Source organism: Arthrobacter sp. E3 (assembly GCF_017353415.1).
Lineage (GTDB): Bacteria > Actinomycetota > Actinomycetes > Actinomycetales > Micrococcaceae > Specibacter.
This window is the reverse complement of the sequence record NZ_JAFMPX010000062.1, coordinates 1-11,015: the sequence shown is the minus strand read 5'-3', so window position 1 is coordinate 11,015 and position 11,015 is coordinate 1. Positions and strand designations below refer to the sequence as shown.

General features: G+C 58.3%; 11 protein-coding genes. 3 read left to right on the top strand and 8 right to left on the bottom strand.

Features of this window, described 5'->3' with window-relative positions; genetic code table 11:
* Nucleotides 1-101 precede the first annotated feature (101 nt).
* The 3 genes from JMA46_RS16415 (at nucleotide 102) to JMA46_RS16405 (ending at nucleotide 1,245) form a co-directional block, all read left to right on the top strand.
* Nucleotides 102-260 (top strand): hypothetical protein, encoded by a 159-nt coding sequence (locus tag JMA46_RS16415; protein WP_207346422.1) that lies wholly within the window; start codon nucleotides 102-104, stop codon nucleotides 258-260.
* Nucleotides 257-472, top strand: coding sequence for a helix-turn-helix domain-containing protein (locus JMA46_RS16410; protein ID WP_207346421.1), 216 nt, complete (start codon nucleotides 257-259; stop codon nucleotides 470-472). Before JMA46_RS16415 ends, JMA46_RS16410 begins: the two co-directional genes overlap by 4 nt.
* Nucleotides 473-894: 422 nt before the next feature.
* Entirely contained in the window at nucleotides 895-1,245 is a 351-nt protein-coding gene (locus JMA46_RS16405) for a hypothetical protein (RefSeq protein ID WP_207346420.1), read from the top strand.
* Between the two features lie 1,168 nt (nucleotides 1,246-2,413).
* Here the strand turns inward: JMA46_RS16405 and JMA46_RS16400 are convergent.
* From JMA46_RS16400 to JMA46_RS16365, 8 genes are all read right to left on the bottom strand, one after another.
* Nucleotides 2,414-2,884: a hypothetical protein gene (locus JMA46_RS16400; RefSeq protein WP_207346419.1), complete on the bottom strand. Its 471-nt coding sequence runs from the start codon at nucleotides 2,882-2,884 to the stop codon at nucleotides 2,414-2,416.
* Between the two features lie 25 nt (nucleotides 2,885-2,909).
* Entirely contained in the window at nucleotides 2,910-3,191 is a 282-nt protein-coding gene (locus JMA46_RS16395) for a hypothetical protein (RefSeq protein ID WP_348770206.1), read from the bottom strand.
* Nucleotides 3,192-4,346: 1,155 nt separating this feature from the next.
* Complete coding sequence (locus JMA46_RS16390; RefSeq protein ID WP_207346417.1) at nucleotides 4,347-5,456, bottom strand: hypothetical protein; 1,110 nt, start codon at nucleotides 5,454-5,456, stop codon at nucleotides 4,347-4,349.
* Between the two features lie 222 nt (nucleotides 5,457-5,678).
* Nucleotides 5,679-6,008: a hypothetical protein gene (locus JMA46_RS16385; protein ID WP_207346416.1), complete on the bottom strand. Its 330-nt coding sequence runs from the start codon at nucleotides 6,006-6,008 to the stop codon at nucleotides 5,679-5,681.
* A 186-nt stretch (nucleotides 6,009-6,194) separates the two neighbouring features.
* Nucleotides 6,195-6,563: a hypothetical protein gene (locus tag JMA46_RS16380; RefSeq protein WP_207346415.1), complete on the bottom strand. Its 369-nt coding sequence runs from the start codon at nucleotides 6,561-6,563 to the stop codon at nucleotides 6,195-6,197.
* Nucleotides 6,564-6,574: 11 nt separating this feature from the next.
* Nucleotides 6,575-7,726 (bottom strand): DUF3631 domain-containing protein, encoded by a 1,152-nt coding sequence (locus JMA46_RS16375; RefSeq protein WP_247647388.1) that lies wholly within the window; start codon nucleotides 7,724-7,726, stop codon nucleotides 6,575-6,577.
* A 1,052-nt stretch (nucleotides 7,727-8,778) separates the two neighbouring features.
* Nucleotides 8,779-8,970 carry a helix-turn-helix domain-containing protein gene (locus JMA46_RS16370; RefSeq protein ID WP_207346414.1) on the bottom strand — a complete coding sequence of 64 codons (192 nt, stop codon included), beginning with the start codon at nucleotides 8,968-8,970 and terminating at the stop codon, nucleotides 8,779-8,781.
* A 614-nt stretch (nucleotides 8,971-9,584) separates the two neighbouring features.
* Nucleotides 9,585-10,985, bottom strand: coding sequence for a recombinase family protein (locus JMA46_RS16365; protein WP_207346413.1), 1,401 nt, complete (start codon nucleotides 10,983-10,985; stop codon nucleotides 9,585-9,587).
* Nucleotides 10,986-11,015 lie beyond the last annotated feature (30 nt).

The following is an 11,015-nucleotide window of genomic DNA, read 5'->3' as shown; positions in this document are numbered from 1 at the left end:
ACCACGATGCACCATAGTTCCTATTACTAAATGGCAAATAAATACCCCGGCAGCGCTGCAAACGCTCCGGGGTGTGGCATCCAGTGAATAGGACCGGACACATGAACAAGACTACAGGCCAGCTCAACACTTCGGGAAGTATCGCAGCCCGCGCCGTGCAAGGCGCCGCCCGCTTCCTCGTATACAGCACCATTTCAGCCCTGATCCTGCTTTCCCCCGTCCTCGTGGGCCTCCTGCTCGGCGGGGACGTGACAGCATGAGCGCCCCGTACAGCTACTACGATGCCACGCTTGCCCTGATCCGTGCGGCCGTCGCTGAGTCCGCCCTGACCTGCAAGGCCATTGCCGCCCGGTTGGGGATCTCCGCTGACACTCTGGCCCGGAAGCTCTCCGGTGAGGAAACACTCATGGTGTCCGAGATCGGCACCATTGCCAAGACCTTGGGTGTGCGCATGTCGGCCATCGTCGCCTAACCTCCCCGCCCTGCCCGGTGCGCCCTTGCGCGTGCCGTAGCAGTGGCCGGGATGCTCGCAAGGCGTCACACATACCCCTTGCCGGTTTCCAGGCTCCTGCCTGCGTGTTCCTGCCCTTCGACGTACTCAACCGGGCGCGGTGCCACATACCAACCTTTGAGCCTGAACCGCCAGGCTACCGATACCCACGGCCGGGGTACCGGGTGACGCCAGCCTGCCCCGGATCACGCGGCGGGCTACAGGCGTTCAAATATCGCTGAGAGTTGGCGGGGGCTTTGGGAATTTGCGGCGGTGGGGACTTGCAAGGCCAGCCCTTTAGGTCCGCTTCATTCCTTAGACTCTCCAATGTCTCACCCTCCCTATAGATTTGCTGGCATCCACTGGGGAAGCCACAACCAACCACAACAGAACAGGTCTCAACCATGAACAGCACCACTACACTGACCACTGCCCCAACAGCTGAGAACACTACCGAACTGGAAAGCCGCTACCGTGCCCGGTTCAATCCGCCCGCAGGCTACAAGCTTTCCATGACTGACTGGGATACCCGAGAGCTCCACCTTGATGCGGAATACTCCGGGGAATGGCAAGACCCGACGCAGCGGGGCGCCACATGGCTAATCACTTCCCACTGGACCAACCAGGGCGGACTCAAGTTCTACGCCGATCACGCCACGACCGAGGGCAGGCCAGACGATGAACCATTCACAGCTGAGCAAGCCCTCGAAATGGCTGCCGCGCTCACAGACCTTGTGGAGCGCTTGACCGACTGACAGGCAACAGACTTAGGCCAGTCCCGGTGACGTGCAGCAGATACGGCGCCGGGGCCATTCTGTGCCTTTAGTCAGGGTCTAGCGGGAAGGCATGGCCAGGAGCTTATTCGCTTGCCTCACTTCGATTCTGAGCGATTCTAGTTCCGACGAAGACTGCAGCAAGTCCCACCACGTCGATACCAGCCATAATGCCTGCCAACGTCGGGAATCCAAGTACCGCCACAAGCCCAGACAGAACTAGAACTGCCAAGGCTACGACAGCCCCCCAACAATTGGCCGCGCTTAGTAGCGGCAGCGTTCAAGCTCATGTCGGTTTTTTCCAATTGGTGACGGATAGCTTGCTCGTGTCTTTCCATGTCGTGCCGGTGACTTTGTTCTTCCTTAGCCATCCCATAAATCAGCATGGGTAATTCGGCCTCCACGGCCTTGTACCCCGCTAGCTCGTTTGCGCTGGGCATCGGACCGGAGACAGTATGACTCACTCCACGGAACACGTCCCGTTCCGCATTGTCCTCCGCCACATCATCTAGCGTCGGTTGGTAGCCACCACGCAGCGATTCAAGGTCATCATCGAGTCCCTCGGGATCGGGAATCGATTCTAGATCAGTGCCCACGCGACAGAATTAGCCTGTTCGTGCGCTCAACCGCAGTGTTCCAGTCCTGCCCGATCTTCACCCAGTCAGACGCACTACTACTTGCAGGGACCCCTCTGCGTTTGTTGGCCTGGACTACTCGCTTGGTTGTCTCGCCGGAGAGGTCCATGATGGCAAACGCCGAGAATATGCCACGCTGTACGCGGCGGCGCTTGATAGTAGCCATTTTGTGAAGTTCCCTTCGGTTGTCCTTGGTTCCATCTAACCACTATGAACAGTCATTAGCCATGCGTGACGCGGGCGAAACTGGACACATTCATGGCCCTTGGTGCGTCCGGCTTCGGGTCATTCCTAACTGCCGGGCGCGGGTACTGCTTACCGTCTTGGTCGATGATCTTTTCGGACTTCGGCAGACTGTATTCGGTGAACTCTTGAGGGCCGGTTGCAGTCGGTTCAGGTGAGTCACTTTGACTCACCTTGCGAGTATCTCTGTCGGCAGTTTTCTGGCTAATACTCATAACCGGCGCTATCTGCCGGGTGGACATGCCAGCCTCCGACAGATCCTGTACTACCCGCTACTCAGTCACGTTGGTAACACCCCGCGCCCGGTCCCGAGCTGAGACAAACTTCTTAGCCGTAGTTACTTCGGCACCGGTGGCCTGCGCAAATGTCAGCCGTAGGCGTGCCCGGTCCTCTGGTGTGAACCCATACTTTGCTTCACGTAACCGCAGCTCAGCGGCAAGTTTTATGTCTCCCTGCCAGACGGCTGCATGTATCCGGGCCGTGTCCAGTAGATATGACCAATCCATGGCTGTAAATTCACCGCTCAAGGGGTGATAGTCGAGCATGTCCCAGAATGTTTCAGTGGCGGCCGGCCATGAGAACGGCTGAGACATTAGTTCGCCGTCAACCTTGACTTGCACCTCAAAATCAGGAAGGTCAGGTTTAGCGGCCAGAATGGCGTCCACAACCCGCAGCGGGATGGGGTGTTTATTCTGTCTGGCCCGCCTTGACGGGTCCTTGGGTGGTGGTCCGATGCCTCCCATGGTTCACGTTCCTTTCAGTAGTCGCTCAAACATTCAGCGGCAGTAGTTTGGTAGTTGTCCCGGTCAGTGCCGTTCCAAGGGCCACGTAGCGGCCTGTCGTGTAGATTTCGATGTTCCGTCCGTCTCGGATCTTCCGACCCTTCCCGGCAACCAGCAGGCCCCAGATGTGGAGCCCTTCACCGGACTGTGAAACCTCCGTGAACGTCCCAGGGTTCGCCGCCAACACCTCGGCAGCCCACGGCAGAATCACGCCGTCAACAATCGCATGATCCAAATCCAGCACGCCGATGCCGTCACCGTTCAACACAAAGCCAATCCCAGCACCCGCAGGAGACTTGCTGGCAGCCTCATAGGTTGCCCACGTGCGCGAGTTAGTCGAACTACCCGCAGCGCCCGTAACCGTCAAAGGGCGCTTATCAGCAGCACGCCTAACCCAACGATCACGCGACGTCATGGCAACTGGGAGCATTGACCGGCGGGAAACACGCTTCCGACACCTTGCCGAACACGTCACGGCACCAGCACGGCGCAGGTTGATCGGCTCACCACACCCCGCACACGTCCTTGATTCCATACCTCAAGTCTACCGGAAAACAAGGTGAATGTCACAGATAAAAGCCTAGAATACGCGGGACTTGAGGAGTGGGGAATCTGCGACTGAACAGAATAAACGCCGGGCCAAAGATGCCATAGAACAGTCTGAGAGGGCCGCAAAACGCCCCACAAAGCCGTAAAAGACGCTCTGAGGCGAAAAGTCCCGGACTTGTAGCTTTGTTTAACACCAGCCCGTTATAGAGGGGTAGAGAGGTTGCCGGAGTCGGGGATGGGGGCCTGGGTCAATAAAAAATGGCCTCGGGTTGGAGTGGTACCTTACTGACGGTTTCCCGGTGCAGGGGCTGGCTAGTCGGGGAAGTAACTCGCGCTGTATTGCCCCTTGGCTGGGTGGTTTAGGGCCATGAGCTGGTCGGGGTGGCTGTGGCACTGTTGTTCATCCATGGTGTTCTGGTGAGTGTCGAGCGGGTTTGGGAGTATGAAGCCGACGCGGTGTTGGTGGTGCTCACTGCCTCGCGGTCGTTGGGTGAGTGGTGTCGGATGGTCGGCGGTCGTGGTGGTGGTGTGGGTGACCGTGGCACCTTGCCGGGTAGCTCACACCGTGTCTGCTTCTACCGTGTTGCTGGCGGTCAGTGGCACGCTGTTGATGGTGTGCTGTGTGGGCGTGCTGACGTGCGGGTGCGGCGTGTCAGTGGTGGCTGGTGCGCGTGTGGTTGTCGTGCGTGCATCTGTGCCTGCTGTGTGCGTGTGGTTGCCGTGGTCACTGTCTCGCCGGCCTGGTGGCGGGTGGTGGTGGTACTGGCGCAGGTAGCACGGGTGTGCCATAACTCGCTAGGTGTTGGTGGGGTAGGCGCTGTGAAATGAAGAGGGAGGGCCCACAATTACTGTGGGCCCTCCTTCTATGTGGCGTCTACATCCTACGGCCGCGTTCCATCATTTCGCGCTCGGCCTTGGCGCGGGCTGAAGCTTCTCCGATTTTCCGTTGCCTGGTCAGCTCGGCGTTGAATTTGCTTTCAGCTTCTGAGATCCTCTTGATGACCTTCTGCCTAGCCTTCTCGGTGTTGCTTGCGTCGTAGTGGTTCTTGTAGGGGGTGCGGGGTTCCGTGCCGGTGATGGCGTAGTACTTATCCCGCGCTTGCTCCTGACCATGGATGGTGCCGTCTGTGGGTGTGGTTGCCATCGTTGCAGCGGCGTTGGCAGAGGCCATGATCTGGTCCTTGCTGGGTGTCCATGGCGTCGTGTTTCGGCTTGCCCACAGCAAGTGCTCGGCTTTGTAGTCTGGGTGCGGCCAGGTGCCCTCGGTGATGTTCTGGTTTTCGTCGGCGTCCTGAAATTCCTTGAGCCACTTCAGGAAAGGAATGGCGTCGTAGTTCGTGGGGTCGTAAGTCCGCACCGCCTTTTTCCGTTCGTTGATCCAGTACGGTGCCACTTCAAAGAAGTTGGCGAACATGGAAGTGTTTGCAAGTCTGCTGGGGTCCAACCAGGGGCTGCGCGTGTGGGTCTCTTGGTTGAACAGCTCCCTTTGAACTCGGCGGACTTCTTCATACGACGTGGTTAGTTCGGTGATTGCTCCCCACGCCTCCACAGCATCACGGCCGGCTGCGAAAGCTTCCAGCGCAGTGTTGAGGCCTGAGAGTTTCAGGGAGGCTGTATGGACATGCTCCATCACGGAATCAAGCTCTGTTTGCAGCTGCTTGTAGGCTCCCGAGATACCTCCGGTGATGATCGTTGCGACTTCATCCGAAGCCCGCCTGTAGTGCCCACTGAGCAGCTGTGAGCGGAGAGCGGCAGAGCGTTGTTTCCGTTCCACGTCGGCGAGGCTGTCTGCGATGTTTGCGGGGATTTCTTGGCCCGAATTCAGCAGCTCTTCGATTTGTTCGTCTATGCCGTCTTTTGCTTCGATGAGCAACTGCTCGTGACTGTCCGGGGTCTTGTGGGCCTTCAGTGATTCTTTGATGGCGTTTGCATTGGTGTAGCCGGGGATGGCGCCGTAGACGCGTTCGGTGATGGTGTTAGTCATTGTTCTGGCTTTCTGTTGTTTGGATGAGTTGGCGGTACATACGCCGCCATGTGGAGATGGTTTTTTTGAGGGCCTGAATTTCTGCGTGGCTTGTCTTGGCTCGTCCCTCGTGTTTCCGAGCCATTGCTTTCCAGTGGATGGCGGATTGTTCCGCGTTGTGCAGCCGGGTTAGCAACTGGGTTGCGCCGGGTTTGGGTGCTGGCGTTGGATTGCTGGTGCCAGTCATGGTTGGTCTCCTGGCACGGGTTCGGTGGTGAGGCGTTTCCAGCCGACTGGAAGTTTCTTACTGGGCACGGCGGGCACGCGTTCAGGGGTGCTGGGGTTCAGTCGGCGGATGGTTCGCCGTCGTGCAGGCTTCGGGCCGGGGATGAGGGTTTCCTGGTCGATCTGGTCGGCAAGGTCGTGGAGCGTGTCGGCCACGGTCCGGGCCTCGGTGGGTGTCATGTGGGCTTGGAGGCGGTCCCCACGGAATAGGCCGATGCCGGGGAATTGCGGGCCGTCTTGGGTCTTCCACGTCCAAGGGCGGGCTTTGAGGTAAGGGCGGATCGTCATGGTGCGACTCCTGTTCGGCGGGGGTGGAGGGCAACGGCTGAGAAACGTTCCCGGCGGCGTCCATCATGGGCAAGTTGTGGGGCCGGGTGCGGCTCGTTGAGGCTGTGGCTGTGGCTAGCTGGGCCTCGGCGGCTAGGGCCCTGTGTCGCCACGCTTGCAATTCGCGGTGGGGTGAATTTGTGGTGGTCATCTGATGGCAGCTTTCATGTTGAATACGACGGGTGCCCAGTGCTGTTTCTTGTACCCGTTCTTGGGTAGGCGCTTGGCGACTGGGAGTGTGAGCATTCCGCCGTCGATGGCGTAGGTGAGTGGGATGGTCGGGTCCAGTTGCGTCACGTCGCGGCGGTGGATCTCCACAACTACGTCCATGAATGTGGCGCTCATGCCTGCCCACATCACGAGGTTGGAGCACTTGTTCAATTCGAGGAATCCGTCACCGCGGGGGTCGATGCCGTTAGTTTCAAGAAATTCGCCCAGTTCCACGAAAGTCACGTGGCGGCGGTTTCGGATGAAGTCCAGGCACTTGTCTGCAAGTTCCGTCGTCGTGGTGGTCATGGTGTCTTCTCCTAGCAAGTGGGGTGCGTGCCGGTGGCGGCAAGGGATGGGTGAAGCAGTTGTGAGCAGACGCGACAGGCGGTCGGGTTACCGTGGTTACCGGAGTTACCGACTTTCGGGAAAAGGGAAGGGGTTCCTGTTTCAGCTCCCCTATTCTCATTAGTGTGTGTGTTATTGAGAATGATTTGATCCACCCCCCTAGTGATTTCGTCGTATCGGTAACCTTGCGTGGATTCCGGCCCTGCCTTGTCGCCAGAGTCGGTAACCTCGGTAACCTCGGTAACCGTGGGCAGGTAACGGGACCATGCGTCGGCAAAGTGGCTACGCAAATACCCCTTGGCTGATCGGCCGTCAATCTTCACCGTGTTGTTGGTGCTGATCTCGTACTTGCTGAGTACCTTCGCCAGGAATCGTGAGTCGATGGCTTCGCCCTTGATGTTTGACCACGGGGCGGTCTCCATGGCGTGCAAGGCGTCGAGCAGATGATTAGTCGATACCCGGTCCATTCCCGCCATGGCCGTCCTGATATCGTCGAGCAGCCTGATTCCCAACGTTGCGGGCTTTTCCTTGGCCCTTGCCACCATGACCACGGCGGCAGCCCTGGCAGTGTCCGGCCAGTGCCCGCCCGCTGCGTCAGCAATGGCAAGTATCGGCTCCCAAATATCGGCGTCGCGGTCTTCGATGCCTTCCGGCAGGTCCGGCCATGCTTCGGAAACTTCCATGCGGACATTCTCGGCAAACTCTGCCAGTTGCTCCGCCAGTGTTGCGGCTTCCGGGGCGTTGACGCGGCGGCGGTACGATTCGACTTTCTGCCCATGCTGACGGCGTTTCATGTTGATGACGATTGATCTCGTCATTAGCGTGTCTGGTAGTTGGTTCAAACCTGCCAGGGCGACGGCACAAAACGACGGCCATTCTTCCGTAACAATTTCCTTTCCACGGATAGCAGCACGGCCAGCAGTTGCGCCCTTCCGGTAACCGGAGTTCAGCAGCCCTCTAAGGTCTTCGTTTCCTTCGGCCTTGCCCTTGCTGAACACGGCGTCGATCTCGTCCATAAGCAGCGTGGGGAGCCCTGCCTCATCGCTGATCTTTCGGAAGATGTACGCCACTGATGCATTGACCGATAGGACAGGGCGCGGCGAGAGCGCTTCGGTAAGTTCCATACAACGGCTTTTCCCGCTGCCTGGTTCTGGGGAAAGGAATGCAAGGCGCGGTGTGTTCTCAAATGCGTTTATAAGGTGCGCGTGAGCGATCCACAAGGCGTGGGCTGTGGCAGCTTCTGGGGCAGGGTAGGCAATGAACCGTTCGAGGTAGTGCTGTACCGCGTCGAGTAGTTCCGCGTAGGGCGCTCCCGTTTTGGTCTGGAAGTCGGTAACCTCGGTCTGGGGTATTCATTTGACCGGACTAGCCACAAGATGATGTGAAGATCAGTACCTACGAGCACAGTATGTGGGGGTATTGGCGCTGGGTCCGGGCTCAGGTCCGGTCAGCTGAATACCCCAGACCTCGGTAACTCCGGTAACTCCGGTAACTGTCCACGGGGCGGCGGGGTATTCGTCGATGGTCAAGGGTGTGAAGTCAGCCAATTGATGCGGTCCTGTCTGATCGTCGGCGCGCTTCGAGCACGTCAATGAAACCTATGGTTGTTGCGAGTTGCTTGCGTATCTCGGCCTGTAGTTGAGGCAGTACGGCGGCGCGGCATGATGGACATAGCCATTCGGCGCAGTAAGGGCAGTTGTTTCCGTTGCTCACTGGCTGTCACCGCCTGCGGGTATTAGCTGGCACAAGACGATTGAGGCGTCTAGGCCCGCTGCCGTAGCTCTGTCGATGCGGCGCTGGGCAGCTTTGAGAGAGAACAGGACGTGCCGGGTGTAGTGCGGCTCGGCATGAGTGCCGCGAACCTCTACAACTGCTACATAGCAGCCGTGCACGAGTCCCGCATGATCGGGTAGGGTGGGGGGAGATTCCTCAACTAATTGAATCTCTGGATCTCCCTGGCTGCCCGTCGGGGAGATTCTTTTTTTGATGGTCATGCGGCGCCTCCGACGGGTCGGAGCAGTACAGCGAGGGCGTCAATCTGTGCCGGGTTCAGCGCCGGACACTCCCCCACTACACGCTTTATATAGTCTTCAAGACTCGTTTTCATTTCAATCCTTAAATGACAATGGCCGGAACGTTGAATGTTCCGGCCGGGGCCTCTGGGTGTTGCGAGCGTTTAGTTTTCGGGGGTGCAGTCGCCGCGAAATAGTGCGTCAGTCTTGTTCAGGTCGATGCGCAGTACTTTGGGCCCTATGCGGTATGGCTGAATGTCGCCCGTCTCGATTAGTTTTCTGATGGTGCGGGGATGGACGCCGTAGTGTTCGGCTGCCCTGGCGACGCTGGCGAGTTCTACTGGCTGCGCAATCATGCTTTGCTCCTTAAATACGAAAACCCCCAGCGGGTGCTAGGGGTTGCGGTGTGTGGGTTAAACAAGAAAACCGACCACGGGTTGTGATCGGTTCAGGGCATAACTAGCTTGCGTTTCTTCGGGAGACCTTTATCGTCTCTCTGCCGTCAAACGACGGGCTTGGTTTTTGTACAGCACGAGTCCACTTGGTGTCTACGTCAGGCCCATGGGCCAGAGCGGTGGTGGAGCGGTGTCTGCGTCTGCGGCAAACCACAGGACGGGGTGTCTTCGTCAGTGGCGAACCTCTGAGCGGTGCCGTAACAAGACGGTCTTGGCGGAACTACCTACCAAACTCAATCTCCGAAAAGAAAGAGGTCTTGCGAATACTCCGAGGGACGGACCCAAGGGTGTTACGTCTACTCCCAGCAGTCTCACACCGGGGTAACTCGATCTTCGGAAAGAATGAGTGTCTTACTTTACTGGAACCATTAGAGCTCTGCCCCAATACTGTCATACTTTACACATGAAAGCACAAGAGTGCAAGCCATGGTTCGACAGGACTCGATCAGATGCAACTATCCCCCTGATTTGCCACACCTTACACGAAAGTGAACATGTTTCCAAGCTCGTAATTATCAATCACAGGTCTTCCAGTCGATACGTACCTGATCGGGTGAAAACCTGATGCCCTTACCAGCGGGGAGAATCGTCACGTCCATGAGAGAGCGAACGATTTTTCGCTGGTCTGAAACTGGCGTCAAGCCCCAACGTTCGGCAATATCGCCAGCCTCGATGAGATCCCGCAATGGTCCACTGTTGCTGGCCTGGGAAATGCGACCTTCAACGTCGAGCAACTGCGAACTGAGTTTGCCGGATTGTTCACGGACTGCTTTTGCCGACATGAGCCCATCGGCCAGCAGCGAGGCCAGGGTGTCGCGGCGTTCACGTAGCTCTATCGCTTCCTTTCGAAGCGGCTCTAGGTCATCGCCGGGTATCAGCGCAGCGGCGGCGTCAGGCAGCGCGAGGCGGGCTAGGATGACGCCCTGGACAACTTCATCCACCCGCTGCTTGTGGCGTGTCAGGCAGTAGCTTCCAAAGCACCTGTAGACCATCCATTCCTTGCCCTTGGCCCGCATGGGCGATGCGAACATGCTGCTTCCACATTTGCCGCACTTGAGGATGCCTGAAAGTAAGTGTTTCGCGTTCAGGTCATCCGGTGCGGTGCGGCGCCGTGGATCGTTTAGGAATTGTTCGATCTGTTCGAGCTTTTCCGGGCTGATGATGGCGGGCCATTGTCCCTCTCCAAGGTCGTCGCCGTTGTAGATTAGTCGGCCGGAGTTGCGGGGGTTCATGAGTACGCGGCGGACCTGGCTAACTCCCCACTTGCCAGCCTCGCCGGTCGCTTTGCTTATGGCACTGGTACGGAAGCCGGCCGCATTCCATGACTTCGCCACGGCAGACAGCGTGTCGCCAGCTAGAACTCGGTCGGCACCGTCGCGGATGGCTTGGGCCTCTGCATCTAGTACGAAAACACCATTCGCCGCCCGGTCATATCCGAACGGGCGGCGGGTCCAAAACGTAATGCCCTTTTCGGCGCGCTGCCTGTTGGCTGCCTTTTGCCGGGTTCCCTTATGCTGGACCTCCATAGCGGCAATCGCGGTTAGGATCGTCGCCACGGCTACGCCTGTCGGGTCTCCAAGGTCAAGGGAAACACCATGGACACATGCGATGTTCACGCGGTGTTTCTTTCCGGCTTCAATGATGCGGGTAAGGTCGCGGATAGTGCGCGTAAGGCGGTCGAGGTGGAACACAATAACGGCTGTAATCGAGCCTGATTCGATGGCGGACACGAGGCGTTCAAATTCCGGGCGGGCCTTGCCGTTGCTTGCGCTCTTGTCGTTGTCTGAGAACAGAGTCACGGGACCAAGTTCCTTGGCGTCTACCATTTTTCGGCAGGCTTTCTCTTGGCGGTCCACTCCGGCAGCGTCGCCGCCCTTGTCTTGGGACTGTCTCGTGTAGATCGCCGTCTTCGTCATTTAGTAAGCGTAGCAGTTGACAAGCGGGAC

Excerpts from the sequence above, each read along its gene's own strand:
- JMA46_RS16415 (WP_207346422.1), top strand. The coding sequence starts at position 102 with ATGAACAAGACTACAGGCCAGCTCAACACTTCGGGAAGTATCGCAGCC.
- JMA46_RS16410 (WP_207346421.1), top strand. The coding sequence starts at position 257 with ATGAGCGCCCCGTACAGCTACTACGATGCCACGCTTGCCCTGATCCGT.
- JMA46_RS16405 (WP_207346420.1), top strand. The coding sequence starts at position 895 with ATGAACAGCACCACTACACTGACCACTGCCCCAACAGCTGAGAACACT.
- JMA46_RS16400 (WP_207346419.1), bottom strand. The coding sequence starts at position 2,884 with ATGGGAGGCATCGGACCACCACCCAAGGACCCGTCAAGGCGGGCCAGA.
- JMA46_RS16390 (WP_207346417.1), bottom strand. The coding sequence starts at position 5,456 with ATGACTAACACCATCACCGAACGCGTCTACGGCGCCATCCCCGGCTAC.
- JMA46_RS16385 (WP_207346416.1), bottom strand. The coding sequence starts at position 6,008 with ATGACGATCCGCCCTTACCTCAAAGCCCGCCCTTGGACGTGGAAGACC.
- JMA46_RS16380 (WP_207346415.1), bottom strand. The coding sequence starts at position 6,563 with ATGACCACCACGACGACGGAACTTGCAGACAAGTGCCTGGACTTCATC.
- JMA46_RS16375 (WP_247647388.1), bottom strand. The coding sequence starts at position 7,726 with ATGGAACTTACCGAAGCGCTCTCGCCGCGCCCTGTCCTATCGGTCAAT.
- JMA46_RS16370 (WP_207346414.1), bottom strand. The coding sequence starts at position 8,970 with ATGATTGCGCAGCCAGTAGAACTCGCCAGCGTCGCCAGGGCAGCCGAA.
- JMA46_RS16365 (WP_207346413.1), bottom strand. The coding sequence starts at position 10,985 with ATGACGAAGACGGCGATCTACACGAGACAGTCCCAAGACAAGGGCGGC.